Here is a 26928-nt window from a genome sequence, read left to right as displayed (position 1 = left end):
GGTCCCGTGAAGATCACGGGGGACGAGATCCAGCGGCGGATGATCGAGCACGAGTTACTGGACCCCGGCGGTCTGCAGATCGTCGGGGCGACGATCACGGGGCAGCTCGACCTGTCCGACGTCGTCGCGAAGAAACCGTTGGTGCTGCGGGACTGCGAGACGGAACACCCGGTGCTGCTCAGCCGGGCGCAGTTCAGCCTGCTGGACCTGCGCGGGCTGGTCGCGCCGTCGATCGAGGCCTGCGGCCTCGCCGTCGAGCACCACCTCCGGCTCAGCGGCGCCCGGCTCACCGCCCCGGAGTCGATCGACGCGCTGCACCTGCGCATCGGCGGCAGCGTCTACCTCGACGAGGGCTTCCACGCGGCGGGCACCGTGACGCTGAGCGGCTCCCGCGTCGCCGGTGTGCTGATGTGCGGCGGCGGCCGGTTCGAGGCGGGCCTCGTCCTGGTGGACCTGCAGATCGGCGACGGGATCTTCCTGAACGAGGGCTGCGACGTCTCCGGCGGCGGCCGGCACGCGGCGGTGCGCCTGCGCGGCACCCGTGTCGACGGGCAGCTCATCACGCGGGAAGGCCGGTTCAGCTCCGCCGTCGCCCTCGACCTGCGGCACGTGCGCGTCGGCAAGGACCTGCTGATGCCGTTCGCCGGCATCGACGGCCAGGTGCAACTCGAAGGCCTCGTCTACGAGGGCCTGCCGCGAGACGCCACTGTGGACGAATGGCTGACGTTGCTGTCCACCCGCACCCTGCGCTACTCGGCCCAGCCGTGGTCCCAGCTCGCCGCGGCCCACCAGGCCGCCGGCCACGAACGCGACGTGCGCCGCATCCGCGTTGCCCAGCAACGTGATCTGCGCCGCCGCGGCCAGCTCTCGCGCTGGGGCCGGGGCTGGCACCTGGTCCGCGGCGTGACCGTCGGCCACGGCTACCGCCCGGGCCTCGCCCTCGTGTGGCTGGCCGGGGTGCTCGCGGTGTCGGTGGGCGTCGTGCTCACCAGCGGCGCCGTCCGGTGCTCGGTGGTGGAACAGGTCGGCTACGCCCTCAACGTGGCCACACCGCTGGTCAAGGTGGACGCCGCCCGCTGCACCGTCGACGTGGCCTCAAGCGCAGGACAGCTCGTGCTCGCCTCGACGTGGCTGCTGCAGGTCCTGGCGTGGGCGTTCGCGACCCTGTTCGTGGCGGGCTTCACCGGTTTGGTGAGGCGCAACGCGTGACTGTCGGGGGTGTCTGATACACCAGGAGGCATGAGCGCGAAGACCGGAGCGAGAAAAGGGGAGCGCGTCCCCGCGGAGTCGCTGCCGGTCGCCCGGATCGTGGTGGACGTGCCCCTGGCCCACCTCGACCGGCCGTTCGACTACGCGGTTCCGTCCGAACTGGACGACACCGCCGTACCCGGCTGCCGCGTGCGCGTGCGGTTCGCGGGCCAACTGGTCGACGGCTACCTGCTGGAGCGCGTGGAGAGCTCCGAGTACGGCAAGAAACTCACCTTCCTCGAGAAGGTCGTGTCCCCAGAACCGGTGCTGGCACCGGAGATCGCCGCCCTGGCCCGCGCCGTCGCCGACAGGTACGCGGGCGGCATGATCGACGTCCTGCGGCTGGCGATCCCACCCCGGCACGCCCGCGCGGAGGCGGCAGCTCCGGGCGAGGCACCGCCGCAGCCGCAGCCGCCGGCCTGGGTACGGGAGCAGCCGCCTGCGCATGGCACCGCCTCGGTACCCGCCGCCGAGCCCGCTCCTCTCGCCCCAGCCAACGCCGCCGCTCCCGCCGACAACGCCGCCCCAGCCAACGCTGCCGCCCCTGAAGCCACCCTCGCCACCGGTGCCGCCCCCGCTGGTGCCGCCCCTGCCGCCGAGTCCACCCCTGCCGCCGAGTCCACCCCTGCCGCCGAGTCCACCCCTGCCGCCGAGTCCACCCCTGCCGCCCCAGCCGACGCTGCCTCCACCGACACCACCCTCGCCAGCGGTGCCGCCCCCGCCGGTGCCGCGCTTGCAGCCCCTGCCGAGTCCGGTTCTGCCGGTGCCGCGCCTGCCGCCCCCGCCGAGTCCGACTCTGCCTCCACCGACGCCGTCCCCACCGCCGTACCCGCGCCCTCCGCCGTACCCGCGCCCTCCGCCGCACTCGCCGACTCACTCGCCGATCTCACGCCCGAAGCACCCACCCCTGCCGTTCCGCCGCAGCCGCCGCGGTCCGCGCTGCCGCCCGTCCCCGCGGACGCCTGGTCGCGCTACCCCCGCGGCCCCAAGTACCTGGAGGCCCTGCACGAGGGCCGTCCCGCCCACGCCGTCTGGCAGGCCCTGCCGGCGGAGGACTGGCCCGCCCGCCTCGCCGAGGCCGCTGCCGCGGTGGCGTCGTCCGGGCGCGGGGTGGCGATCGTCGTGCCCGACCACCGCGACCTCGCGCGGGTCGCCGAGGCCTGCGGGAAGCTCATCGAGGGCGTGGTGACGCTGTCGGCCGACCTCGGGCCGTCGGAGCGGTACAAGCGCTGGCTCGCGGTGCGGCGCGGGATCGCGCGGGTGGTGGTCGGGACGCGCGCCACGGCGTTCGCGCCGGTGCGGGACCCCGGCCTGCTCGTGGTGTGGGACGACGGCGACGACCTGCACGTGGAGCAGCGGTCGCCCTATCCGAACGTGCGGGACGTGCTGGTGCAGCGCGCGCACATGACGGGTGCGGCGTTGCTCATCGGCGGGTTCGCTCGGACGGCCGAGGCGCAGCTGCTCGTCGAGACGGGCTGGGCGCACGAGATCGTGGCGTCGCGCGAGACGTTGAGGTCCGTGGCGCCGCGCGTGGTGTCGGTGGGCGACAACGACTGGCAGGACGTCAAGGACCCGGCGGCCCGGACGGCACGGTTGCCGTCCATCGCGTTCGACGCCGCGCGGTTCGCGCTGGCCGACTCGCCGGTGCTGATCCAGGTGCCCCGGCGCGGGTACGTGCCGTCGCTCGCCTGCGGGCAGTGCCGGGGGCCCGCGCGGTGCCGGCGGTGCGCGGGACCGCTGGCGTTGCCCGGGGGCACGCAGGACGGGCTGCCGAAGCCCGCCTACTGCCGGTGGTGCGCGGCGACCGAGGCAGGGTTCCGCTGTCCCACCTGCGGGTCGCGCAAGCTGCGCGGGCAAATCATCGGCGCCCGGCGGACGGCAGAGGAGCTCGGGCGGGCGTTCCCCGGGCACCCGGTGCGGACCAGCGGTGCGGACGAGGTGCTGACCAAGGTGCCCGGCAAGCCCTCGCTGGTGGTCTCCACGCCGGGGGCCGAGCCCGTCGCCGAGGGCGGGTACGGCGCCGTGCTGCTGCTCGACGGGTGGGCGTTGCTCGGCAGGGCGGATCTGAGGGCGTCCGAGGAGGCGTTGCGGCGGTGGATGACGGCCGCGGGGCTGGTGCGGCCGGGCAACGGGCGGGTGGTGGTGATCGCCGACTCGTCGCTCACGCCGGTGCAGGCCCTCGTCCGCTGGGACCCGGTGTGGCACGCCGCGACCGAACTGGCCGCGCGCACCGAACTCGGGTTCCCGCCGGCGGTCCGGATGGCGACGGTCGACGGCACCCCGGACGCCGTCAACGCCATGCTCGACGAACTGCGGCTGCCCTCGACCGGCGAGATCCTCGGGCCGGTGCCGCTGGGCGAGGACGAGTCCAAGGAACGCGCCCTGGTGCGGGTGTCCCGCGCGGAAGGCCGTCAGCTCGCCGCCGTGCTGGCCGAGGCCCAGGCGGTGCGGACGGCCCGCAAGGAACAGGACCTCGTGCGCATCAAGCTCGACCCGCTCGAGGTGCTGTAGCGCTCAGTTCGCGTAGTGGGAACGCAGGCCGGCGATGTGCTCGCGGATGTCCTCGTCGGTCAGCTTCTCGTACTCGAGGTACTCGCTCATGTAGGTCATGAGGTCGTTGCGCTCGGCGTGCTGCTCGTTCGCGATCACGTGCGCCGTCGTGCCCGCGATGCCCGCCGGGAACAGCAGGAACCCGTCGAGGCCCGCCATGGTGTCGAAGGAGGCGTTCTTGGCCTCCCACAACGCCCATACGTCGTCCTCGCGGCCGCACTCGGCGAGCAGCAGGGCGGCCAGCACCAGCGCCTCGCGCACGCCCCAGCCCTCCTGGTGCGCGGCGGTCTCCTCGGCGAGCAGGTGGCGCAGCAGGTCGGCGTCGCCGTCGCGGCGTTCGCGCAGCAGGAGGTGCAACGCCTCCTCGCGGTCGGCCTCGTCGAGCGGGGTGTTCGTGAAATCGTTTCGCAACTGGTCAAGATCGATCGACACGCCCGCACCTTAGGCCTTCCTCAAGGGGTGTTGCCATCCGGTCACAACGGAGTAGAAGTTTCCGCATGTTGCGAACGGTCGCCGCCTTGACGCTCTCCGTAGCCCTGGTCGCCCCCGCCCCGGCGGGAGCGGCGGAGTCCTCGCCAGCGCCACGCGTACCCGAGCAGGTCGGCTGGGGAGGCGCGGTGTCCAGCGTCGACCCGGACGCCTCCCAGATCGGCATCGACGTGCTCCGCCGCGGTGGCAACGCCGTGGACGCCGCCGTCGCCACCGCCGCCGCGCTCGGCGTCACCGACCCGTTCAGCGCGGGCATCGGCGGTGGCGGTTTCTTCGTCTACTACGACGCCCGCTCCGGCAAGGTGTCCACCTTGGACGGCCGGGAGACCGCGCCGAGGTCCGCGACCGACCAGCTGTTCGTCGAGAACGGCAAGCCCCTGCCGTTCGCCGAGGCGATGACGAGCGGCAAGTCCGTCGGCGTCCCCGGCACGCCCAAGACGTGGCAGCAGGCGCTGCGCAAGTGGGGCACGCTGAACCTGCGCGAGGCGATGGGGCCCGCGGAGTCGTTGGCACGGCGTGGTTTCGTCGTCGACCAGACGTTCAACTCGCAGATCGCGAACAACGCCGCCCGCTTCGCCGACTTCACCTCGACGCGTGACCTCTACCTGCCCGGCGGCCAGCCGCCCGCGGTCGGCAGCACGTTCCGCAACCCGCAGCTCGCCGACACCTACCGCGAACTCGCCCGCACCGAACTCGCCTCGCTCTACGGCGGCGCCGTCGGCCGCGACCTGGTGAAGACCGTGCAGAAGCCCCCGGTCGTGCCCGGCTCCACCCGCAACGTCCGGCCCGGCGACATGCAGCTCTCCGACCTCGCCCGCTACCAGGTCGAACGCCGCGAGCCCACGCACAGCCGCTACCGCGGCCTCGACGTCTACGGCATGGCGGCCCCGTCCTCCGGCGGCACGACCGTCGGCGAGGCGCTCAACATCCTGGAGTCGACCGACCTGGCGAAGGTCTCCGACGTCGAGTACCTGCACCGCTTCATCGAGTCGACGAAGCTCTCCTTCGCCGACCGCCTGCGCTGGGTCGGCGACCCGAAGTTCAGCCGCGTGCCGACCGAGGGCCTGCTGTCGCAGAAGTTCGCCGACAGCCGCGCGTGCCTGATCAAGCCCGACGCCGTGCTGCCCGCCCCGCAGCCCGCCGCCGACCCGTACAACCCGAAGGCCTGTGAGGCCACCGCCGGCACCTCCGCCCTGCGCGAAGACGCCGAACGCACCACCCACCTCACGACCGCCGACCGCTGGGGCAACGTCGTCGCCTACACGCTCACCATCGAGGCGGAGGGCGGCAGCGGCATCGTCGTCCCGGGCCGCGGCTTCCTGCTCAACAACGAGCTCACCGACTTCGAGTTCGTCGCCCCGAGCACCGGCGTCCCGCACCCGAACCTCCCCGGCCCCGGCAAGCGCCCGCGCTCGTCCATGGCCCCGACGATCGTCGTCGAGAACGGCAAGGTCCTGCTCGCCGTCGGCTCACCGGGTGGCGCCACCATCATCACCACGGTCACCCAGATCCTGACCGCCCGCCTGGACCGCAAGATGTCCCTGGTCGACGCCGTCAAGGCCCCGCGCGCCTCCCAGCGCAACGCGGCCACCACCCCGGCCGAGGCGGAGTTCATCACCGCCTCCACCACCGCGGGCCTGCAGGCCATCGGCCACCGGTTCAGCCAGAACGCCGAGATCGGCGCCGCCACGGCGGTGGAACGGGCCGAGGACGGCCGCTGGCGCGCCGTCGCCGAACCGACCCGCCGCGGCGGAGGCGCCGCCCGCGTCGTGAAGGTCGGCTAACCACCACCGTTCCACCACGATCGGTGAGGGCCCGTACGGCAACCGCCGCGCGGGCCCTCGCCGCATTCGGCCCTACTTGACGCCGCCGTCGTAGACGACCGCGCCCGCCGCGTCGCGGGCGACCACGCGCAGGGTGGCTGGGTTGAGCGTCGTGCCCGCGGCGAAGGGCAGCGTCACGATGAAGTGGCCGTCAGCGACCTCGGTGGTCACCGGCGCACCACCGCTGTCCGACACCTCCGCCGTCTTGGCCGTGTACTGGGTCCGCCCGACCATCACGAACTGGTTCTCCGCCTGGTAGCCGGCCAGGAAGTACGCGGTGGACTTCGTGCTCTGGTACGCCGTCCGGATCGTCGACAGGGCACCTGTGTACTCGCCCAGGGAACAGGTCGCCCACTCGCCGTGGCCGCGGTGGGCGACCAGCATGCCCAGCGACTGGGCCGGATCCGTCATCAGCAACGGTTCCCAGTCCGTCAGGTCCTCCGGCTTAGCGCTGTTGGCGAACGCGTTGTCGGCGCACCGGGCGAGGAGGTTCACCCGGCTGCGCGGGTTGGCGTCACCGCTCTCGTAGTTGTCGGACTCGCCGTCGGCCGACCACGCGGAGAACTTCGGGATCTGGACGGTGGTGTCGTCGAAGACCAGCTCGGACGCTCCCATCGAGCCCTGCGAGTAGACGATGAAGAACTCCGGGGTGACCACGCTGTCGCTGGAAGCGCGGCTGTGCGAGGGCCCCACCTCGCGCGCCTTGGCCGTGCGCGCGCCCTTCGGCGGCACACCGGCGATGACCTGGCCGGTGCGGTAGGTCATCCGGCCCGTTCCCAGGGCGACCGGCACGAACTCCGTCGACGCCACCGTCGCCCTGGTCTTCGTGAGCTCGCAGAACCGGCCGTCGGCGCCGATGAGCACCTTGCGCAGGCCGAAGACGACCATCTTAGTGGAGGACCAGGCAGGGTCGCGCAGGGCGTCGCGGCAGCGGGTGACGTCGCGCTCGGACGGAGCGACGACCGCCTCATGGCCTGGATCGACCTCGTAGGACGTGGGCCGGGTGAGGACGACGCCGCCCAGCACGAGCAGCACCACACCGGCGGCGACGGCCAGTGGCGTGAGGCGGCGGTCGCGCACCTGGCCGACGTCCGGGCGCATCCGTTCCTTGACGTCCTCGGGCAACGCGCGCCGAGGTGGCAGGTCGATCTTCATCACTCCACCTCCAGGGTGTCGTCGGAGAGCAGTTTGCGCAGGCGGCTGCGGGCCCGGGACAGCCGAGAGCGGACGCTCACCTCGGCCACCCCCAGCGCCTCGGCGGCCTCCGCCGCGCTCAGCTCGCCGAGCAGGACCAGTTCGACGGCCTCCCGCTCGGCGCGGGGGAGGCGTTCCACGGCCCGCAGCACCTCGCTCAGGCGCGACTCGTGGTCCAGCGACGACACGATCGCGTCGGCGTGGTCGTCCTGCACGTCGTCGCGGGGCACGCGCAGCAGCAGCCGCGTGAACCTCGCCTTGCGGCGGAACTCCGAGCGGGCGAGGTTGCCGGCGACGGTGAACAGCCACGGCAACGCGCTGTCCCGCACCAGCGTCACCTGGGCACGCCGGCGCCACGCCGTCATGAACGTCGCCGACGTCAGGTCCTCCGCCGTCGCCCACGACGCGGTCAGCCGGTAGGCGTGGTTCCACACCGCCTCGGCGTACCGGTCGTACAGCTCGCCGAAGGCGTGCTCGTCGCCTCGTGCCCACAGTTCGGCGTCCGACGGGGCGTCCCCAGGCACCGCGGCCGCCCCCTCCCAGCTCGGTCGCATCAGCCTCATGACCTGGAGGTGTCCACCTTCCGGCCGAGTGTTGCACGCGATCTTCCTACCTCGGGCTGACCTGGGTTCGATACCCCGAGCCGATGTGGGCTGACCTGCGCGAACGGCACAGTTGTGGCATGACGACGACCACTGTCACCAGCGCCCCGGCCACCCACTTCGACCTCGCCGCGCTCTTCCGCCCCGTTCTGACGGCCCTGCGCTTCACCGGCCACTTCGTCGTGGCGCTCGTGGGCGTGATCTTCCTCGGCAGCGCGTCCGAGCACTGACCGCGCTCCTCGTAGACTGACTCCCAGTCCACACGAGGAGCACTGCGTGACCGTCCAACCCATCCGCCTGTTCGGCGACCCCGTGCTGCGCACCGCGGCCACCGAGGTCACCGACTTCGACAAGGAACTGCGCACCCTGGTCAAGGACCTGTGGGACACGATGCAGAACGCGGGCGGCGCGGGCCTCGCCGCGCCTCAGCTCGGTGTCGGACTGCGGGTGTTCACCTACCACTGCGACGGCTTCGCGGGTCACCTCGTGAACCCCACCTGGGACGTCGTCGGCGAGGAGATGCAGGACGGCTCCGAGGGCTGCCTGTCCATCCCCGGCATGTCGTGGGACTGCAAGCGCCACCTGCACGTGGTGGCCAAGGGCTGGAACATGCACGGCGAGCCCGTCGAGGTCGAAGGCACCGAGACGCTGGCGCGCTGCATCCAGCACGAGTCGGACCACCTCGACGGAGTGCTCTTCCTCGACCGGCTCGACGCCGAGACGCGCAAGCAGGCCATGCGCGAGATCCGGCAGTCCTCCTGGTTCGACGGTACGGTGCCCACCTTGAAGCAGAGCCCGCACCCACTCTTCGGCAGGTCCAGCTGACCATGCGACTCGTGTTCGCCGGTACGCCCGAGGTCGCACTTCCCTCGCTGCGCGCCTTCATCGACTCCTCCCGCCACGACGTCGTCGCCGTGGTCACCCGTCCCGACGCACCCTCCGGCCGCGGCCGGAAGCTGGAGCGCTCCCCGGTCGCCGCCCTGGCCGACGAGCACGGCATCGAGGTCCTCACCCCGGCCAAGGCGGGCGATCCCGAGTTCCTCGACCGCCTGCGCGCGCTGGAACCCGACCTCTGCCCGGTCGTCGCCTACGGCAACCTCCTTCCCCAGCGCACGCTGGACGTGCCGAAGTTCGGCTGGGTCAACCTCCACTTCTCCGTGCTGCCCGCGTGGCGCGGCGCCGCGCCGGTGCAGGCCTCCGTGCGCAACGGCGACGACATCACCGGCGCCTCGACGTTCCGCATCGTCAAGGAACTCGACGCGGGCCCGGTGTTCGGCGTCGTCACCGAGAAGGTGCGCGACCGCGACACCTCCGGCGACCTGCTCACCCGGTTGTCGATCTCGGGCGCCGACCTGCTGCTGTCCACTGTGGACGGCATCGAGGACGGCACCCTGGTCGCCGTCGACCAGCCCGCCGACGGCGTCACCTACGCCGCGAAGATCTCCGTCGAGGACGCGCGCCTCGACTTCACCACGCCCGCCGCGGCCGTCGACCGCCTGGCGCGCGCCGTGACGCCGGAACCCGGCGCGTGGGCCGAGTTCCGCGGCGAGCGGCTCAAGCTCGGCCCCGTGACGCCGGTCGCCGACGTGACGCTGCCCGCCGGCGAGGTGCTCGTCGAACGCAAGCGCGTGCTCGTGGGCACCGCGACCACCGCCGTGGCCCTCGGCGAGGTCCAGGCGCAGGGCAAGAAGCGCATGGCCGCCACCGACTGGGCGCGCGGCGTCCGGATCGAAGCAGGGGAGCGCATCGCGTGACGTTCCCCCGGCCCGGCTCAGCACACCTCACCCGCCAGCCGCAGGACGGGCATCGCGCACTCGAGACCCGTGCGGCCGCACGGGAGTCCGAGAGCGTGGTCCTCGCCGCGAGGCAGCTCAAGACAGTGGAGCACACCGCATGACCGACCACGCCCGAGGCGCCTCCAAGCCTTCCCGCCCGCGCAGGCCGCACCCGCCGAAGCGGCGCACCGGCCCCTCCCGGCCACCCGTGGAGGACCCGGCCCGCCTCGCCGCGCTGGAAACCCTGCGCGCCGTGCGGCAGCGTGACGCGTACGCGAACCTGGTGCTGCCGCAGATGCTCCGCGACCGTCGCATCACCGGCCGTGACGCGGCACTGGCCACCGAACTCACCTACGGCTCGGCACGAGCACAGGGCCTGCTCGACGCCGTCATCGAGGCGTGCTCCGACCGCCCTCTGTCCGAAGTGGACGGCTCGGCGCTCGACGCGTTGCGGCTGGGCACGTACCAGCTGCTGCGCACCCGCATCCCGTCCCACGCCGCCGTCGCCTCGACCGTCGACCTCGTGCGCGGTGAGCTCGGGTCCGGTGTCGCGGGCTTCGTCAACGCGGTGCTGCGCCGCGTGGCCGAGCAGGACGAGGCCGCCTGGATCGACGAACTCGCACCTGACCCGGACACCGACCCGATCGGCAACGTGGCCTTCGGGCACGCCCACCCGCGCTGGATCGCGCAGGCGTTCGCCGAAGCCCTCGGCAGCCGTGAGGAACCGTTGAAGCTCGCCCTGGAGGCGGACGACGCCCGGCCGGCCGTGCACCTGGTCGCCCGCCCCGGCGAGGTGAGCGCCGACGAGCTCGCCGCGATCGTCGGCGGCGACGTGGCGCCCTACTCGCCTTACGGCGTGCACCTGGAAGCCGGCGCGGGCGACCCCGGTGATCTGGAACCGGTCCGGGAACGCCTGGCAGGCGTCCAGGACGAGGGCAGCCAGCTGTGCGCCCTGGCCCTGACGCGCGCGCCGATCGAGGGCACGGACGACCGCTGGCTGGACCTCTGTGCCGGCCCCGGTGGCAAGGCCGCCCTGCTGGCCGCGCTGGTCGGCCTGGAAGGCGGCGAGCTGATCGCCGTCGAGAAGGCACCCCACCGCGCGGAGCTCGTCCGCAAGATCACCACCGGCCTGCCGGTGACCGTGGAGGTCGCCGACGGCCGCGAGACCGACTTCGTCGAAGGGGCGTTCGACCGAGTTCTGGTCGACGCGCCCTGCACCGGTCTCGGTGCCCTGCGCAGGCGCCCGGAGGCGCGGTGGAGGCGCCAGCCCGCCGACGTCGGCACGCTCACGAAGTTGCAACGTGAGTTGCTCACCGAGGCGTTGCGGCTGGTACGCCCTGGAGGCGTAGTGGCTTATGTCGTGTGCTCACCTCATCTCTCGGAGACCGTCGGGGTGGTGACGGACGTCGCGAAGCGGACCGGGGCCGAGGTGCTGGACACGAGGGAGTTCTTCCCCGGAGTTCCGGACCTCGGGGAAGGGCCGCACGTCCAGCTCTGGCCCCATCTGCACGGCACCGACGCGATGTTCTGCGCGGTGCTGCGACGCCCGAACTGAGCGCTCGGGAAGGACGCTAGCGACGGGGTCCGACAGAGCCGGACGGGTCGAGAGCGGAAGTACGGGCACGACGAGCCCGGTGGCAACACGGTGGGTGACGTGCGGATCGGCGTCACCCACTTGCGTGACGCCCGCGGTGAGGTCTCAAACGGACGGTGCGGCGGAGGCCGGCATCAGGGAGTCACGTCGTGGAGAGGCGGGTGCCCTGATGGTGTCGGGCTCGGTCTCGATCGTGTCGTCGCGAAGCAGCGGTTCCGGCGACACCCGCAGGCCGTTCGCCGGGAACCGCCGAGCCTAAGATCGTCGGCATGACACGTGGTCTGCTCGGTCTCGTCGCGTCGGGCTGCGGCGGCGTGGAGAAGTGGTTCCGCACGGACCTCGCCGAACCGGCCGTGCAACGGGGCTGGCAGCTGGCCATCACGTTCACCCCGGCGGTCGCGCCGTGGTTCGAGGAGGCGGGGGAACTCGACCAGCTCCAGGCGCTGACCGACCTCCCGATCCGCTGGGAGCCGAGGATGCCGGGCCAGCCCAAGCCCTACCGCACGCCGGACGCGTTCATCTTCGCCCCGGCCAGCGCGAACTCGGTGGCCAAGCTGGCCCTGGGCATCGGCGACAACCAGGCGCTGACCGCGTTGAACGAGGCGATCGGCGTCGAGGGCTGCAAGGTCGTCGTCCAGCCCCACGCCAACGCCGACAAGCGCCGTCACCCGATGTGGGAGACGCACGTCACGACACTCACCGGAGCGGGTGTCGTCGTGGTCTCAGACGTGCCTCCCGGCACGCTGCTCGACCTGCTGGACACCTAGACTTCACACTTGTGGTCCACACGCCGATGATCGCTCCCAGCATCCTGTCCGCCGACTTCGCGCGCCTCGCCGACGAGCTCGCCGCGGTGCCCACGTCGGACTGGATCCACGTCGACGTGATGGACAACCACTTCGTGCCGAACCTGACGCTCGGCCTGCCGGTGGTGAAGTCGCTGCTCAAGGTCACCGACATCCCGATCGACTGCCACCTGATGATCGAGGACCCCGACCGCTGGGCCATCGGCTACGCGGAGGCGGGCGCGTACAACGTGACCGTGCACGTCGAGGCGGCGAACGACCCGATCGCGCTCGCCAAGAACCTGCAGGCCGCGGGCAGCAAGGCGGGCCTGAGCATCAAGCCGGGCACGCCGCTGGAGCCGTACGTCGAGGTGCTGAAGCACTACGACACGTTGCTGGTCATGTCGGTCGAGCCCGGTTTCGGTGGCCAGAGCTTCATGGCGGACGTGCTGGACAAGGTCCGCCAGGCCCGCCACCTCGTCGACACCGGCCACCTGAAGCTGCTGGTCGAGATCGACGGCGGCATCAACGCCGACACGATCGAACAGGCCGCGGAGGCGGGCGTCGACTGCTTCGTCGCGGGCTCCGCGGTCTACGACTCGGCCGACCCCGGCAAGGCCATCGAGGCGTTGCGGGCCCAGGCAGCCGGTGGCCGGGGAACCAGGACACCGTGACGCCCGAGGACGCGATGGCGCTCGCCATCGCCGAGAGCGAACGGGTACGGGGCTCCACCAGCCCCAACCCGCCGGTCGGCTGCGTGATCCTCGACGAGGACGGCGAGGCCGTCGGATTCGGCGCCACCCAGCCCGTCGGCGGCCCGCACGCCGAGGTCATGGCGCTCAAAGAAGCGGGCACGAAGGCACGGGGCGGCACCGCCGTGGTCACCCTTGAGCCGTGCGCGCACTACGGCCGTACGCCGCCGTGCACCGAAGCGTTGCGAGAAGCGGGCATCAAGCACGTCATCCACGCCATCAGCGACCCGAACCCGAGGGCCGCGGGCGGTGCGAAGGTCCTGGAAGACGCCGGAATCACGGTCGAAAGCGGCCTCGGAGCGGACGACGTCGCCAAGGGGCCCCTCAGGGCGTGGCTGCACTACGCGCGCACGGGCCGCCCGCACGTCACGTGGAAGTACGCGGCGTCGCTCGACGGCCGGATCGCGGCCAGCGACGGCACCAGTCAGTGGATCAGCTCGGAGACCTCCCGCAAGGAGGTCCACGACCTGCGCGCGAAGCTCGACGCGATCATGGTCGGCACCACCACGGTCAGGACGGACGACCCCGCGCTGACCGCCAGGGACGCCGGCGGAATGCCGTTGGCCCGCCAGCCGTTGCCGGTGGTCGTGGGCATGAGCGACCTGCCGGGTGGAGCGAAGCTCCAGCAGACCGCGCTACACCTGCGCACGCACGACCCGGACACCGTGCTGACGGCGTTGGCCGAACGGGGAGTGGTCGACGTGCTGCTGGAGGGCGGTCCGACCCTGGCGGGCGCGTTCCTGCGCGCGGGCAGGATCGACCGCGTGCTCGCCTACGTCGCGCCGGCGCTGCTCGGGGACGGTCCCGCGGCGGTGCTGGGTGCGGGCGTGTCGACCATCACGGAGGCTGTGAGGTTGACCGTGGAAGACGTCACCATGAGCGGACCGGACTTGCGGATCAGCGCGGTTCCGCAACCTTAGGAGGAGCGGTGTTCACCGGGATCGTCGAGGAACTCGGCCACGTCGAGGCGATTGAGGACCTGCCCGACGCGGCACGGATCCGCATCACCGGGCCGATCGTGACCAGCGACGCGAAGCACGGCGACTCCATCGCGGTGAGCGGCGTGTGCCTCACCGTCGTGGAGGTCGAGGACGGCGCCTTCACCGCGGACGTGATGCGCGAGACCCTCACCCGCAGCAGCCTCGCCAAGGTCGCCGCGGGCGACCGGGTCAACCTGGAGCGCGCAGCCGCGGTCGGCCAGCGCCTCGGCGGGCACATCGTGCAGGGGCACGTGGACGGGACGGGCACGATTCTCGCGCGCGAGAAGGCGGAGCACTGGGAGATCGTCCACATCGGACTCCCGCCGGGCCTCGCCCGCTACGTCGTCGAAAAGGGCTCGATCACGGTCGACGGGGTCTCGCTGACGGTCGTGACCGTCTCCGAGGACCAGTTCACCGTGAGCCTCATCCCGACGACGCTCGAACTCACCACGCTCGGGCACCGGCTGCCCGGCGACCTGGTGAACCTGGAAGTCGACGTGCTGGCGAAGTACGTCGAACGACTGGCCGTCCCGCACCTGCGGGCCATCGCGGGCGAGGAGGCCCAGTGAGCAACGACTTCACTGAGATCGAGCGGGCGATCAGGGACATCGCCGCCGGCAGGCCCGTCGTCGTCGTCGACGACGAGGACCGTGAGAACGAGGGCGACCTGATCTTCGCTGCGGAGAAGGCGACGCCGGAGCTGCTCGCGTTCATGGTCAGGTACACGTCCGGGTACATCTGCGTGCCGCTGACCGAGGACGACTGCGACCGCCTCGACCTGCCGCCGATGTTCCACACGAACCAGGACGCGCGCGGCACCGCGTACACCGTCACGGTCGACGCGCGCGAGGGCGTCAGCACGGGCATCTCGGCCGCCGACCGCGCCCGCACCATCCGGTTGCTCGCCGATCCGACGTCGAAGGCGACCGACTTCAACCGGCCCGGCCACGTCGTGCCGTTGCGTGCCAAGGCGGGGGGTGTGCTGCGCCGTCCCGGTCACACCGAGGCGGCCGTCGACCTGTCGCGCCTCGCCGGTCTCTCACCCGCCGGTGTCCTCTGCGAGATCGTGTCGCAGAAGGACGAGGGCGACATGGCCCGCCGCGAGGAGCTGGAGGTCTTCGCCGCGGACCACGACCTCGCGCTGATCACGATCGCGGACCTCATCGCGTACCGCCGCCGGGTCGAGACCCAGGTCGTGCGCGCCGCCGAGGCCCGCATCCCGACCGCGCACGGCGTGTTCACCGCGTTCGGCTACGACAGCCTGCTCGACGGCATCGAGCACGTCGCGATGGTCTACGGCGAGATCGGTGACGGCGAGGACGTGCTGGTGCGCGTGCACTCCGAGTGCCTCACCGGCGACGTGCTCGGCTCGTTGCGCTGCGACTGCGGCCCGCAGCTCGACGCGGCGCTGGAAGCCGTTGCGGCACAAGGCCGTGGCGTCGTGCTGTACATGCGCGGCCACGAGGGTCGTGGCATCGGCCTGATGCACAAGCTGCAGGCGTACCAGTTGCAGGACCAGGGCGCCGACACCGTGGACGCGAACCTCCAGCAGGGTCTGCCCGCCGACGCGCGCGACTACGGCACGGGCGCGCAGATCCTCGTGGAGCTCGGCATCAAGTCCATGCGGCTGCTGACGAACAACCCGGCCAAGCGCGTCGGACTGGAGGCCGGATACGGTCTTCGCGTGCTCGACAGGGTGCCGCTGCCGATCTCCCCGAACCCGGAGAACCTGCGGTACCTGCGCACCAAGCGCGACCGGATGGGTCACGAACTGAGCCAGCTGGAACAGTACGAGACCGTTGTTTCCGCTACGGAGGACCAGGAATGAGCGGCGAGGGCCGTCCAGAGCAGACGAAGCTCGACGGCAAGGGCCTGAGCGTCGCCATCGCGGCGACGCGCTGGCACACCAAGATCACCGACCAGCTCGTCTCGCGTGCCCTGCAGGCCGCTGAAGACGCCGGCTGCGTCGACACCACGGTCGTGCGCGTCGCGGGCGCGATCGAACTCCCCGTGGTGGTGCAGGAACTCGCGCGCCACCACGACGCGGTGGTCGCGCTGGGCGTGGTCATCCGCGGTGGCACCCCGCACTTCGAGTACGTGTGCGACTCGGTGACCGACGGGCTCACCCGCGTCGCGCTCGACGAGTCGACGCCGGTCGGCAACGGCGTGCTGACGACGAACACCGAGGAGCAGGCGCTGGCCCGCGCCGGGCTGCCGGACTCGGTGGAGGACAAGGGATACGAGGCGACCGTCGCCGCGATCGACACCGCACTGGTGTTGCGCGGCCTGCGTCAGCCGTGGACCGAGCAGGGATTCGAATGATGACGGCGATCGTGTTGCGCCCCAAGAAGATCCGCCGCGTCGCGTGGGCGTGCGCGATCGGCCTCGTCGCCGTGTTCACGGTGGTGGGCATCCTGCTCGGCGACACCCCGACCGGCGTGATCTTCCGTACCTCCGACCAGGTCGCGATGATCGTGCTCGGTTTCCTGCTGGCGGGCGGTGTGCTGCTGCTGACGCGTCCGCGCGTCACGGCCGATGAGTCGGGTGTGGACGTGCGCAACGTCGTGACGTCCCACCACTACGACTGGAACGACGTGCTGTCGGTCAGTTTCCCGGACGGCGCCGCGTGGGCCCGGTTGGAACTGCCCGACGACGAATACGTCTCCATCATGGCCGTGCAGGCGACGGACCGCGAGTACGCGGTGTCGTCCGTGCGCGCGTTGCGGGAACTGCACAAGGCTGCGCGGATCTAGACCCACTGACCGAGGATCGCGCCCGCGAGCGTGAGTCCGACGATGTGGTAGCCCGCTCCGATGGCCGCGAACGTCATCGGGGCGGGCTTCGTCATGTCGTAGCTGCCCGTCACCATCCTGACGGGCACCGCGACGCCGATGCCGACGACGAGGCCGAGCAGGATGCCTTCCATGATGGTGTCGGTGCTGGAGGCGTGCCCGATCATCGCGGTGGCGAGGGTGATGACGAAGCACGTGAACAGCGGGACGGCGACGGCGGCCGCGCTCCGCTTCTCCGGAGGGCTCAGGTCCTGGCCGGACGCGCGCTGGTAGGCCCTGCCGAAGGCGTACTCCGCGTACCAGACCACGCCCAGCCCGAAGTAGGCGATCGTGGCCACGACCACGGCTGACCAGTTCAGGTCGCCGAGCACGCTCAAGTTCATGGAATCTCCCGCGATGATCAGGGTGTCTTGGCATCGCGGGGCGAACGTGGACCGTTACGAACGCATAGACGGCGAAAGGGCCGCCCACCTATCGGTGAGCGGCCCTTTCACACTGACATCTAGCTGCGGACCATCTTGCGCAGCACGTACTGCATGATGCCGCCGTTGCGGTAGTAGTCGGCCTCACCGGGGGTGTCGATGCGGACGACCGCGTCGAACTCCACCTTCGAGCCGTCCGCCTTCGTGGCGACGACGTGCACGGTCGACGGCGTGGTGCCGTTGTTGAGCTCCGTGACGCCGCTGAAGTCGAACGTCTCGGTGCCGTCGAGGCCCAGCGACGACGCGTTGTCGCCCGCCGGGAACTGCAGCGGGAGAACGCCCATGCCGATCAGGTTCGAGCGGTGGATGCGCTCGTAGGACTCGGCGATGACGGCGCGGACGCCGAGCAGCGAGGTGCCCTTGGCCGCCCAGTCGCGCGACGAACCGGAGCCGTACTCCTTGCCCGCCAGCACGACCAGGGGAACGCCGGCCTCCGCGTACGACACCGAGGCGTCGTAGATGGTGGTCTGCGGGGCGCCCTCGGCCAGGAAGTCGCGGGTGAAGCCGCCCTGGACGTCGTCGAGCAGCAGGTTGCGCAGGCGGATGTTCGCGAACGTGCCGCGGATCATCACCTCGTGGTTGCCGCGACGGGAGCCGTAGGAGTTGAAGTCCTTGCGCTCCACGCCGTGCTCGGTCAGGTACTTGCCCGCGGGCGAGTCGGCCTTGATCGAACCGGCGGGGGAGATGTGGTCCGTGGTGACCGAGTCGCCCAGCAGCGCGAGCACGCGAGCGCCCGAGATGTCGGTGACCGGCTTCGGCTCCATCTCCATGCCCTCGAAGTACGGGGGCTTGCGCACGTAGGTGGACTCGGTGTCCCACTCGAACGTGTTGCCGGTCGGCGTGGGCAGCGACTGCCAGCGCTCGTCACCGGAGAACACGTTCGTGTAGCCCTTGGTGAAGCCCTCCGCGGAGATCGAGGTCGAGATGACCTCGGCGATCTCGGCCGGCGACGGCCAGATCTCGGAGAGGTACACCGGCTTGCCGTCGGTGTCGGTGCCGAGCGGCTCGGTGGTGATGTCCTTGTCCATCGAACCGGCCAGCGCGTACGCCACGACGAGCGGCGGCGACGCGAGGTAGTTCATCTTGATGTCCGGGTTGATCCGGCCCTCGAAGTTGCGGTTGCCGGACAGCACCGAGACGACCGCGAGGTCGCCTTCCTGCACGCCCGCCGAGATCTCCTCCTGCAACGGGCCCGAGTTGCCGATGCAGGTGGTGCAGCCGTAGCCGACCAGGTGGAAGCCGAGCTTCTCCAGGTACGGCATGAGGCCGGCGCGCTCGTAGTAGTCCATGACGACCTTCGAGCCCGGCGCCAGGGTCGTCTTGACCCACGGCTTGCGCTCGAGGCCGCGCTCGACGGCCTTCTTCGCGAGCAGGGCCGCGCCGAGCATCACGGACGGGTTCGAGGTGTTGGTGCACGACGTGATCGCGGCGATCGCGACGGCGCCGTGGTCCAGCTCGAACTCGTTGCCGTCGACGGTGACCTTGACGGGGTTCGAGACGCGGCCGGTGGAGCCCTCGGCTGCGGTCTGGAACACCTTCGGGGCGCCGGAACCGTTCTCGCCCTCGTGCACGGCGACCGGGTCGCTGGCGGGGAACGTCTCGTCGACGGCCTCGTCCACGCCGGACAGCGCGGGGGAGTCGGCGTGCGCGACGTAGGCGCCCAGGGCCTGGCGGAACGCCTCCTTGGCGGAGGTCAGCTCGATGCGGTCCTGCGGGCGCTTCGGGCCGGCGATGGACGGGACGACCGTCGCCAGGTCGAGCTCCAGCGTCTCGGAGAACACCGGCTCGTTGGACGGGTCGTGCCAGAGGCCCTGCTCCTTGGCGTAGGCCTCGACGAGCGCGATCTGCTCCTCGGAACGGCCGGTCAGGCGCAGGTAGTCGATGGTCTCGCCGTCGATCGGGAAGATGCCGACCGTGGAGCCGAACTCCGGCGACATGTTGCCGATGGTGGCGCGGTTCGCGAGCGGCACGGCGCCGACGCCCTCGCCGTAGAACTCGACGAACTTGCCGACGACGCCCTGCTTGCGCAGCATCTCGGTGATCGTGAGCACGAGGTCGGTCGCGGTGGCGCCGGGGGGCAGCTCACCGGAGAGCTTGAAGCCGACGACGCGCGGGATCAGCATGGAGACCGGCTGGCCGAGCATCGCGGCCTCGGCCTCGATGCCGCCGACGCCCCAGCCCAGCACGCCGATGCCGTTGACCATCGTGGTGTGCGAGTCGGTGCCGACCAGGGTGTCCGGGTACGCCTGGCCGTTGCGGACCATGACGACGCGGGCGAGGTGCTCGATGTTGACCTGGTGCACGATGCCGGTGCCGGGCGGGACGACCTTGAACTCGTCGAACGCGGTCTGGCCCCAGCGCAGGAACTGGTAGCGCTCGCGGTTGCGCTCGTACTCCAGGTCGACGTTCAGCTCGAACGCGTCCGGGCGGCCGAAGATGTCGGCGATGACCGAGTGGTCGATCACGAGCTCGGCGGGCGCGAGCGGGTTGACCTTCTCGGCGTCGCCGCCGAGCTGGGTGACGGCCTCGCGCATGGTGGCGAGGTCGACGACGCAGGGGACACCGGTGAAGTCCTGCATCACGACGCGGGCCGGCGTGAACTGGATCTCGGTGTTCGGCTCGGCGGCCGGGTCCCAGTTGGCGAGAGCGCGCACGTGGTCGGCGGTGATGTTCGCGCCGTCCTCGGTCCGCAGCAGGTTCTCCAGCAGGATCTTCAGGCTGAACGGAAGACGCTCGGCGCCCTCCACGGCGCTCAGCCGGAACACCTCGTACGAGGCGTCGCCGACGTTGAGCGTGCCGCGGGCGCCGAAGCTGTCCTTGCTAGCTGGTGCAGTCACGTGCAACTCCATAACTGGTGACAGCGCGGTGGTCAGTTCGGGATGGGTCAGAGTCTTCCTCAAGCGGTCGACGGCTGCCCCTCGACCCCAAACAGTACGCTTGTCCTGTAAGCCTGTTCAACTCAGGTTGCCCTAAGTCACTTGCCTGTGGTGACCCTGTAGTGACTGGGCGAGCGCCCCGTGCGCAGGCGGTACAGGTAGTCGAGCGGGGTCAGGCCGGTGGTCTTCCGGAACCGCGCGAAGAACGCGGAGCGCGACATCGCCGCCGGCGCGGACGTGGATCACCGGAGGCAGCACCTCGAGCAGGCGGGCGGTCTCGGGTTCGCTGGTGAAACCCGCGCCGAGCAACGTCGTGCCGTCGCCTTCGCCGACCCGCGCCTCGTCACGCGGGGTGCCGTGCTCGTCCTCGTGGTAGGGCGCGGCGAACACCGACGACGTGTCCGGATCGCTCGCGATCCGGTACGGCCGTCGCCCGACGATGACGTAGCAGTCGCCCTGCTCCGCCCAGAAGCCCCGGCCGGCCGCGGTGATGTGCGCACGACCCCGGACGACCACCTCGCCCCGCAGGTCCAGGCGACCGGCGAAGTGCAGCGCCCACCGCCCGCCGGCGTGCAGCGGCGTCGCGACGGCCCAGTTCACGCTCAGCTCCGCCAGGCCCTGTTCGAGCACGGACTCTCCCGACACGACTGCGGACTTCTGACGACGGTGGCCGTTGATCTTGCCTGGCCGGCGTAGCGCCAACCGGACGGGGGAGAGATCGATGGATTGCGGGAACCTGCTGCTCGTGCACGGTGTCTGGCACGGGTCGTGGTGCTGGGACCTGCTCGTGCCCGAGCTGGTGGCACGGGGCTGGACGCCGTCGGTGGTCGACCTGCCGAGCGCGTCGGGATCGCCCGGCGCGGGGGTGCGCGAGGACGCCGAGGTGGTGCGGGAGGCGATCGCCGCGCTGAGCGGACCGGTCACGGTGCTCGCGCACTCGTACGCCGGGGTGCCGATCGGCGGGGCGGGGCAGGCCGCGGGGTTGCGGCCGCAGAGCGCGAGGCCGTTCGAGGAACCGGTGACGGCGGCGGCCTGGCAGACCGTGCCCACCACGTCGATCGTGTGCGCGGAGGACGTGATCTTCCCGCCGCTGTTCGCGCAACGGCTCCGTGCGCGGGTGCGGTGGAACTGCCCGGTTCGCACTCGTCGTTCCTGTCGCGGCCCGCCGAGCCGGCGGACCTGATCACAGCAGGATGACCGCGAACGCGACCAGCACCAGCACCTTCACGCCTTCGAGTGCGATGTAGACGAGGTGCGTGCTGCTCTTCGGCGGTGTCCCGCCCGCGATGATCACCGCGGCTCTGGCTTCCAGGCGCGGGCGGATGACCGCGACCTGGACCGCGAGAGTCACGGCCAGCGCGACGAGCATGATCGTCGCCGTTCGTGGGCGCGGGGCCAGGGCGAACGTGACCGCCGTGGCCGCCGCCAGCACGATCTCGGACGCGTTCAGGGCGCGGAACACCAGCCTGCCGATGCCGAGACCCAGCGGCAGGGTGATGCCGGGCGCGCGGAACTTCAGCGGCGCCTCGATCGAGATGGCCACGACCATGCCCAGCCAGATGCACGCCAAAGCGAGCGGAAGGTGCGTCATGGGTGGTTATCTTGGCGTGGTGCACCTCGATCAGGTTTCCAAGCGGTACGGGCGCGGGCCCTGGGTGCTGCGCGACCTCACCCTGGAGGTGTCCGGGCTGACGGTCCTGACCGGGGCCAACGGCACCGGGAAGTCGACGTTGCTCAAGATCGCCGCCGGGGTGCTGACGCCGACCTCGGGCCGGGTCACGCGGCCCGCCTCGATCGGCTACGTGCCCGAGCGCTTTCCCTCTGACGTCAAGATGTCCGCTTCGTCGTATCTGGCGCACATGGGACGGGTGCGGCGCGCTGCCGCGTCGGACGTGTTGGAACGCCTGGGGTTCGTCGGTTCGCTGACGGCGCCGATGGCCGAGCTGTCCAAGGGCAACGCGCAGAAAGTGGCTCTGGCACAGGCTTTCCTGGCGACGGACGTGCTGGTGCTGGACGAGCCGTGGACCGGACTCGACCCGGTGGCCGCGGCGGAGCTGGTGTCCCTGCTGGAGGGACGGACCGCGCTCGTGTCCGACCACGAAGGCCACCTCGCGTCGGCGACGCGCGTGGACCTCGCCGGTGGGCACGTGACGATCGACCTGAGCCGCGTGTCGGCTCTGGACGTGCTGGAGGCGTTGGAAGGCGTGCGGTCGGTGCAGACCGTCGGGGCGTCGGTGCGGGTGGTCGTGGCGCCGGACCGCAGTGATCAGGTGCTGGCGGAGGCGCTGCGGCTCGGGTGCTCGGTGCGGAGCGTGCGGTGATCGCCCTCGTCCGGTACCTCGCGGCGGACGTCTTTCGCGGGCAACGGTATCTGGCGCCGCTGCTGGTGTTCCTCGGCGTGATGGGGATGTTGTTCTCGTCGGACGCCGGGCAGCCGCTGGAGGCGTACTCGGGGTCGTCGGCGTTGCTGTACCCGATCGCGGCGTGGATGGCCGTGGTGGTGGCGACGTCCGAGGACGTGGTGCGGCGGGAGATCACGGTCGTGTCCGCCGGGGGCTGGCCGCGGGTGCTGGCAGCTGCGGCGCTGGTGGCGGTGCTGATCTGCCTGGTGCTGGCGTTGCTCGCGGCGGTGTGGCCGGTGCTGACGAACCCGCACCCGTACACGGCGGGCGAATTCTTTGTCGGACTCGCCGCGCATACTGGAGTGGCGTTGCTGGGCGTCGGTGTGGGCCTGCTGTTCGCCCGCCCCGTTCTCGACTCCATCGGGCGCACCGTGCTGGCGGTGTTCTCGGTGGTGGTGCTGACCTATCCGCTCGGGCGGGCCACCCCACTCGGCTGGGTGCTGGACGCGCTGGGCCACAACCGCGTGTCGCCGTCCTTGCTGGGGACGGCGGCGGTCGGCGTGGCGCTCGTGGCGGCCGCGGTGGTGGTCGGGGCACGGCGGGCCTGATGAGGGTCAACGTGCTCGGGCCGCTCCAGGTGGTGTCCGCCGAAGGCGCCGCTGTGGAGGTGCGCGGCAAACGGTTGCGCTGGTTGCTGATCCGGCTCGCGATGGAGCCCGGCTCCGTCGTGCCGGTCGACCGGCTGATCACCGACCTGTGGCCGGACGAGCCGCCGGTCGACGGCCCGGCCGCGGTGCAGTCGCTCGTGTCGCGGCTGCGCCGGTCGGTGGGTGCCGCCGCGGTGTCGTCGCACGCCTCCGGCTACCGGCTGGAGGTGCCGACGGACGTCGAGGAGTTCTCGCGGACGCGCGACCCCGCGCTGTGGCGGGGCGCGGCGTTCGAGGAGGCCCCGTTCGCGGTGGACGAGGCCGTGCGCCTCGCTCTGCTGCGCGCCGACCTGGCGGGTCTGGAGGCGCTGGCGGCCGCGCACCCGTTGCGCGAGGACGTCCAGGCCAGGCTGATGCTGGCGCTGAACGCCGCCGGACGGCGGTCGGACGCGCTGGCGGTGTTCGCGCGCGTCCGCACGGCCCTCGCGGACGAGCTGGGCGTGGACCCCGGTGAGGCGCTGACGGCCGCCCACCTGGCGGTGCTGCGCGAGCGTGCGTCGCGCGGCAACCTGCCGGCCCAGGTCGGGTCGTTCGTGGGCCGCGAGGAGGACCTGGCCGCGCTGGCGGACCTGTTGCGCGCCAACAGGTTGGTGACGCTCACGGGGTTCGGCGGTGTGGGCAAGACCCGTCTCGCGCTCACGCACGCCGCCACGACGGCGGAGGCGTGGTTCGTCGAGCTGGACTCGGCGGCCGAGCCTCTGGCGGCGCTGGACGCCGCCCTCGGTCCGAACCCGTTGGCGGCGCCGGTGTTCACGCGCCTCGGGTCGTCGCTCGTGGTGCTGGACAACTGCGAGCACGTCGTCGACGCGGCCGCGGCCCTGTGCGTGCGGCTGCTGGCCGAGGCGCCGGGCGTGCGCGTGCTGGCGACGTCCCGGGAGCCGCTCGGCATCCCGGGCGAGGTCGTGCACCCGGTCGCGCCGCTGGACCTCGACCACGCCGTACGGCTGTTCTCGGCGCGTGTCGGGGTGGCGTTCGACGCTGAGGTCGTGCGCCGGGTTTGTGCTGCCCTGGACGGGATTCCGCTTGCGGTGGAGCTGGCGGCGGCGCGGGCGCGCTCGTTGTCGGCGGCACAACTCGAGTCGCGGGTGGACAGCCGGCTGCGGTTGCTCGATCGCGGCGCGCGGACGGGGCCGGCGCGGCACCGGACGTTGAGAGCGGTGATCGACTGGAGCTGGGAGCTGCTGGACGACGCCGAGCGGGCGTTGCTGGCGCGGCTCGCGGTGTTCGTGGGCGGGGCGACCGCCCAGGCGGTGCACGACGTGTGCGGGGCAGGCTCGCGCAGGGGTACCCCCGAATCGGGAACCCCTGCGTTTCAACGTACTCAGGGGGCCCGACAAGATCAGGACCTCTGGGACACCGAGGACCTGCTGGCGGCGCTCGTCGAGAAGTCGCTGGTGGTGCGCAACGGGGATCGGTACCGGCTGCTGGAGACGGTGCGCGAGTACGCACTGGAGCAGGGGCGAGCCGATCCCGCCGCGCACGCGGCGTACTACGTGGAGCTGGCCGAGCGGAACGAGCCGTTGCTGCGCGGGCGGGAGCAGTTGCAGGCGTTGGCGTTCTTCGACGTGGAGCGGGCCAACCTCGACGCCGCGCTCGCGTGGGCGATCGGGCACGACACCGGGCACGCGGGGCGGATGATGGCCGCGCGCGTGTGGCATTGGCTGGTGATGACCAAGCGGTTCGAGGAGATCCGGCGGTGGGCGCCGGCGTTGCCGGGGGATCCGCTGTCGGAGGCGTTGGCCCTGCTCGGGACGCCCGGGGTGGTCGCCGCCGCCGAGCGGTTGTGGGAGGAGGCCGAGCCCACGGCGTTGTGCGCGCTGGTGCTGACCAGCGGTCAGGTGTGGGGTGCGCCGGCGCTGGGGGAGCGGCTCACGTCGCTCGCCGATCGGCTGGAGCGGTCGGCGGACGAGTGGATGCGCGCGTTCGCGGCGTTGGTGCGCGGGGTGGTGGCCGGGGAGTTCAGCGAGGGGGCGGCGCCCCTGGCCGAGGCCGCGTACCGGGAGGCCCTGGTGCGGTTCCGGGCCGTGGGAGACCGGTGGGCCGTGGTATTCGGGTTGTCCTGCCTGGTGATGGTGCTGGTCAACCGGGGTGCGTTCGCGGAAGGGCTGGCGGCGGCGTCGGAGGCGAAGGACGTCGTGGCCGAGCTCGGGGAACCGGAGAGCGTGCTGGTCCCGATGCCGGTGCTGGTGCAGATGGCCCGGCTGAAGCTCAGGGTGGGGGACCTCGCGGGCGCCGGTCGGGATCTCGCGTCGGCCGCGGCTTCGGTGACGGTGCTGGATCGTGCGCGCATCGACCAGGCGTACGGCGAGGCGGCGTTCTTCCGGGGTGACTACGAGGACGCCGTCGCGTTGTACCGCAAGGCTTTGGACGTGACGACGGACTCGCAGGCCAACCAGTTCCGGGCGGCCGTCCACGCCGGACTCGGACTCGCGCTCACCCGCCTCGGGAACCTGCACGAGGCGGGCGCGCACCACCGGCAGGCGCTCGACACCGCCGGGCTGAGCTCGGACGGTCCGGCGCGGGCCGGCGTGCTGGAGTCGTACGCGGACTGGCTGCTCGCCCAGGGCGATCCCGTCAGCGCGGGCAACGCCCTGGACGACGCGGAACGGCTACGCGGCGCTCCCAGCAGCGACCCGGCGGTGGTGCAGTTGCGTGACCGGGTTCGCGCCGAAGTAGGCGTCGATCGCTGACCTGCCGACGGCGGCGACGTAGCCGTCGGGGCGGACGAGGACCGGACCGTCGGGCAGGTCGAGCGTCACGAAGTCCGGGCCGCGCAGCAGGTCGAAGACACGACCCTCGGGAGTGACGCCGTCGGGCATGCGGTCACCCGGCTGCAGGCCGGGGCCGTCGGTGGTGCGGTAGGACAGGGACAGTTGCAGGGTCTCGTCGCCCCGGCGCTGGAACGGGTCGCCGGACATGGCGATCGCGGTCGTCATGCCCAGCAGCCACTCGGCGACGGGCTTGCGTTCGGACTCGTAGGTGTCGAGCAGGGTTTCCATGCCGAGCTTCCAGCCGAGGTTGTAGGCGTCCTGGATGCCCGTGTTCATGCCCTGCGCGCCGGCGGGGGAGTGCACGTGCGCGGAGTCGCCCGCGAGGAAGACCCGGCCGACGCGGAACCGGTCGACCATGCGGATGTTGGTGCGGAACAACGACATCCACGTCACGTCGCGCAGCACCAGGTCGTCGCGGCCGGTGCGTTCGCGGATGATCTCCCGGTAGAGCTCCGCCGACGGGTCGCCGTCACCGGTCGCCTGGAACTGGAAGAGGTCGGTGCCGGGCAACGGGCAGAGTGCGAGCCACTGGTCGGCGCGGCCGCCCCACTGGTGCCAGTGGTCGCGGTCGAGGCCGGAGACGCGGACGTCGCCGACGAGCATCCGCATGTCCTCGTGGGTCTCACCGATGAACGAGACGCCGAGTTCCTTGCGCACGAACGACTTCCCGCCGTCGCAGCCGACGAGGTAGCGGGCGCGCACGGTCTCGCCGCCGACCACCGCCGTCACGCCGTGTTCGTCCTGGCTGAACGACGTCAGCGGCGTGCCGTACTCGACGGCCCGGGGGAGCGCCTCGCGGAGGATCTGCTCGACCCGGAACTGGGGGATCAGCATCGTGGCGGCGTACGGCCGGTCGGCGGTGGGTTCGCGGCCCTCGTGCACGTCCCACTCGCGCACGACCTCGGTGCCGCGGTAGGCGCGCATCTTCATGTGGAACCGGCCAGAGGCCAGCACCTGCTCGATCACGCCCAGGTCGTGGAAGACCTCCATGCTGCGCGGCTGGAGGCCCTTGCCGCGGGAGCCGGCGAACGGCGCGGGGGCGGCGTCGACGATGCGGAACGGGACACCGCGGCGGGAGAGGTCGAGGGCGAGGGTCAGGCCGGTCGCGCCGGCACCGATGATCAGAACCTGTGTGTCCATGGCGGCAACACTCCGCCCAGGAACTG

27 protein-coding genes are annotated in these 26928 nt (G+C 71.7%); 19 read left to right on the top strand and 8 right to left on the bottom strand.

Annotated features, from left to right (window positions below):
* The first annotated feature begins 6 nt into the window (after positions 1–6).
* A complete protein-coding gene (locus QSK25_RS26935) occupies positions 7–1209 on the top strand; it encodes a hypothetical protein (protein WP_285642299.1) in 1203 nt (400 codons plus the stop codon).
* Positions 1210–1239: 30 nt separating this feature from the next.
* The gene (locus QSK25_RS26930; protein ID WP_285642297.1) at positions 1240–3759 is read left to right on the top strand and encodes a primosomal protein N'; all 2520 of its coding nucleotides are present in this window, start codon (positions 1240–1242) and stop codon (positions 3757–3759) included.
* Positions 3760–3762: 3 nt separating this feature from the next.
* Here the strand turns inward: QSK25_RS26930 and QSK25_RS26925 are convergent, their stop codons facing one another.
* Positions 3763–4230 carry a hypothetical protein gene (locus QSK25_RS26925; RefSeq protein ID WP_285642296.1) on the bottom strand — a complete coding sequence of 156 codons (468 nt, stop codon included), beginning with the start codon at positions 4228–4230 and terminating at the stop codon, positions 3763–3765.
* Positions 4231–4295: 65 nt separating this feature from the next.
* On the opposite strand from QSK25_RS26925, the gene ggt reads away from it, so the two are divergent.
* Positions 4296–6071 (top strand): gamma-glutamyltransferase, encoded by a 1776-nt coding sequence (gene ggt / locus QSK25_RS26920; protein ID WP_285642295.1) that lies wholly within the window; start codon positions 4296–4298, stop codon positions 6069–6071.
* A gap of 72 nt (positions 6072–6143) precedes the next feature.
* Here the strand turns inward: ggt and QSK25_RS26915 are convergent, their stop codons facing one another.
* Together QSK25_RS26915 and QSK25_RS26910 are read right to left on the bottom strand one after the other, a co-directional pair.
* Complete coding sequence (locus QSK25_RS26915; RefSeq protein ID WP_285642293.1) at positions 6144–7265, bottom strand: hypothetical protein; 1122 nt, start codon at positions 7263–7265, stop codon at positions 6144–6146.
* Entirely contained in the window at positions 7265–7867 is a 603-nt protein-coding gene (locus QSK25_RS26910; protein ID WP_285642288.1) for a sigma-70 family RNA polymerase sigma factor, read from the bottom strand. The genes QSK25_RS26915 and QSK25_RS26910 overlap by 1 nt, the downstream gene beginning before the upstream one ends.
* Positions 7868–7986: 119 nt before the next feature.
* On the opposite strand from QSK25_RS26910, the gene QSK25_RS26905 reads away from it, so the two are divergent.
* From QSK25_RS26905 to QSK25_RS26850, 12 genes are all read left to right on the top strand, one after another.
* Positions 7987–8136, top strand: coding sequence for a hypothetical protein (locus QSK25_RS26905; RefSeq protein ID WP_285642286.1), 150 nt, complete (start codon positions 7987–7989; stop codon positions 8134–8136).
* Positions 8137–8182: 46 nt separating this feature from the next.
* A complete protein-coding gene (def, locus tag QSK25_RS26900; RefSeq protein WP_285642284.1) occupies positions 8183–8731 on the top strand; it encodes a peptide deformylase in 549 nt (182 codons plus the stop codon).
* A gap of 2 nt (positions 8732–8733) precedes the next feature.
* On the top strand, positions 8734–9660 hold the full coding sequence (fmt, locus tag QSK25_RS26895; protein ID WP_285642282.1) for a methionyl-tRNA formyltransferase: 927 nt from the start codon (positions 8734–8736) through the stop codon (positions 9658–9660).
* Positions 9657–9803, top strand: coding sequence for a hypothetical protein (locus tag QSK25_RS26890; protein ID WP_285642281.1), 147 nt, complete (start codon positions 9657–9659; stop codon positions 9801–9803). Before fmt ends, QSK25_RS26890 begins: the two co-directional genes overlap by 4 nt.
* Positions 9800–11236, top strand: a complete 1437-nt coding sequence (locus QSK25_RS26885) for an RsmB/NOP family class I SAM-dependent RNA methyltransferase (RefSeq protein ID WP_285642278.1) — start codon at positions 9800–9802, stop codon at positions 11234–11236. The genes QSK25_RS26890 and QSK25_RS26885 overlap by 4 nt, the downstream gene beginning before the upstream one ends.
* Before the next feature lie 308 nt (positions 11237–11544).
* Entirely contained in the window at positions 11545–12042 is a 498-nt protein-coding gene (locus tag QSK25_RS26880; RefSeq protein WP_285642276.1) for a flavoprotein, read from the top strand.
* A gap of 26 nt (positions 12043–12068) precedes the next feature.
* On the top strand, positions 12069–12734 hold the full coding sequence (gene rpe / locus QSK25_RS26875) for a ribulose-phosphate 3-epimerase (protein WP_285642275.1): 666 nt from the start codon (positions 12069–12071) through the stop codon (positions 12732–12734).
* Between the two features lie 14 nt (positions 12735–12748).
* Positions 12749–13732 (top strand): bifunctional diaminohydroxyphosphoribosylaminopyrimidine deaminase/5-amino-6-(5-phosphoribosylamino)uracil reductase RibD, encoded by a 984-nt coding sequence (gene ribD / locus QSK25_RS26870; protein ID WP_285642410.1) that lies wholly within the window; start codon positions 12749–12751, stop codon positions 13730–13732.
* 8 nt (positions 13733–13740) lie between these two features.
* Complete coding sequence (locus tag QSK25_RS26865; protein WP_285642274.1) at positions 13741–14361, top strand: riboflavin synthase; 621 nt, start codon at positions 13741–13743, stop codon at positions 14359–14361.
* Positions 14358–15620: a bifunctional 3,4-dihydroxy-2-butanone-4-phosphate synthase/GTP cyclohydrolase II gene (locus QSK25_RS26860; protein WP_285642273.1), complete on the top strand. Its 1263-nt coding sequence runs from the start codon at positions 14358–14360 to the stop codon at positions 15618–15620. The genes QSK25_RS26865 and QSK25_RS26860 overlap by 4 nt, the downstream gene beginning before the upstream one ends.
* Positions 15617–16114, top strand: coding sequence for a 6,7-dimethyl-8-ribityllumazine synthase (gene ribH / locus QSK25_RS26855; protein ID WP_285642271.1), 498 nt, complete (start codon positions 15617–15619; stop codon positions 16112–16114). The genes QSK25_RS26860 and ribH overlap by 4 nt, the downstream gene beginning before the upstream one ends.
* Entirely contained in the window at positions 16114–16545 is a 432-nt protein-coding gene (locus QSK25_RS26850; RefSeq protein ID WP_285642269.1) for a PH domain-containing protein, read from the top strand. Before ribH ends, QSK25_RS26850 begins: the two co-directional genes overlap by 1 nt.
* On the opposite strand, the gene QSK25_RS26845 is transcribed toward QSK25_RS26850, so the two are convergent.
* The 3 genes from QSK25_RS26845 to QSK25_RS26835 form a co-directional block, all read right to left on the bottom strand.
* Positions 16542–16967 (bottom strand): DUF1761 domain-containing protein, encoded by a 426-nt coding sequence (locus tag QSK25_RS26845; protein WP_285642264.1) that lies wholly within the window; start codon positions 16965–16967, stop codon positions 16542–16544. The genes QSK25_RS26850 and QSK25_RS26845 overlap by 4 nt on opposite strands.
* Before the next feature lie 119 nt (positions 16968–17086).
* Entirely contained in the window at positions 17087–19903 is a 2817-nt protein-coding gene (locus tag QSK25_RS26840) for an aconitate hydratase (RefSeq protein WP_285642263.1), read from the bottom strand.
* 132 nt (positions 19904–20035) lie between these two features.
* Complete coding sequence (locus QSK25_RS26835; RefSeq protein ID WP_285642260.1) at positions 20036–20572, bottom strand: cupin domain-containing protein; 537 nt, start codon at positions 20570–20572, stop codon at positions 20036–20038.
* A gap of 91 nt (positions 20573–20663) precedes the next feature.
* Here QSK25_RS26835 and QSK25_RS26830 point away from each other — a divergent pair, with 91 nt between their 5' ends.
* Entirely contained in the window at positions 20664–21125 is a 462-nt protein-coding gene (locus tag QSK25_RS26830; protein WP_285642258.1) for an alpha/beta fold hydrolase, read from the top strand.
* On the opposite strand, the gene QSK25_RS26825 is transcribed toward QSK25_RS26830, so the two are convergent.
* Positions 21126–21533, bottom strand: a complete 408-nt coding sequence (locus QSK25_RS26825; protein ID WP_285642256.1) for a hypothetical protein — start codon at positions 21531–21533, stop codon at positions 21126–21128.
* On the opposite strand from QSK25_RS26825, the gene QSK25_RS26820 reads away from it, so the two are divergent.
* From QSK25_RS26820 to QSK25_RS26810, 3 genes are read left to right on the top strand one after another with little or no spacing between them, the layout of a single operon-like run.
* Complete coding sequence (locus QSK25_RS26820; protein WP_285642255.1) at positions 21532–22263, top strand: ATP-binding cassette domain-containing protein; 732 nt, start codon at positions 21532–21534, stop codon at positions 22261–22263. The two genes, QSK25_RS26825 and QSK25_RS26820, sit on opposite strands and share 2 nt — an antisense overlap.
* A complete protein-coding gene (locus QSK25_RS26815; protein ID WP_285642254.1) occupies positions 22260–22892 on the top strand; it encodes a hypothetical protein in 633 nt (210 codons plus the stop codon). Before QSK25_RS26820 ends, QSK25_RS26815 begins: the two co-directional genes overlap by 4 nt.
* Complete coding sequence (locus tag QSK25_RS26810) at positions 22892–25681, top strand: AfsR/SARP family transcriptional regulator (RefSeq protein WP_285642253.1); 2790 nt, start codon at positions 22892–22894, stop codon at positions 25679–25681. Before QSK25_RS26815 ends, QSK25_RS26810 begins: the two co-directional genes overlap by 1 nt.
* On the opposite strand, the gene QSK25_RS26805 is transcribed toward QSK25_RS26810, so the two are convergent.
* The gene (locus QSK25_RS26805; RefSeq protein WP_285642251.1) at positions 25601–26902 is read right to left on the bottom strand and encodes an FAD-dependent monooxygenase; all 1302 of its coding nucleotides are present in this window, start codon (positions 26900–26902) and stop codon (positions 25601–25603) included. The two genes, QSK25_RS26810 and QSK25_RS26805, sit on opposite strands and share 81 nt — an antisense overlap.
* Between the last annotated feature and the right edge of the window lie 26 nt (positions 26903–26928).

The sequence above is a fragment of the Lentzea sp. NBRC 102530 genome (assembly GCF_030269365.1).
GTDB lineage: Bacteria > Actinomycetota > Actinomycetes > Mycobacteriales > Pseudonocardiaceae > Lentzea.
Note: the sequence above shows the minus strand (reverse complement) of the source record. Positions and strands in the feature narration are given on the sequence as shown.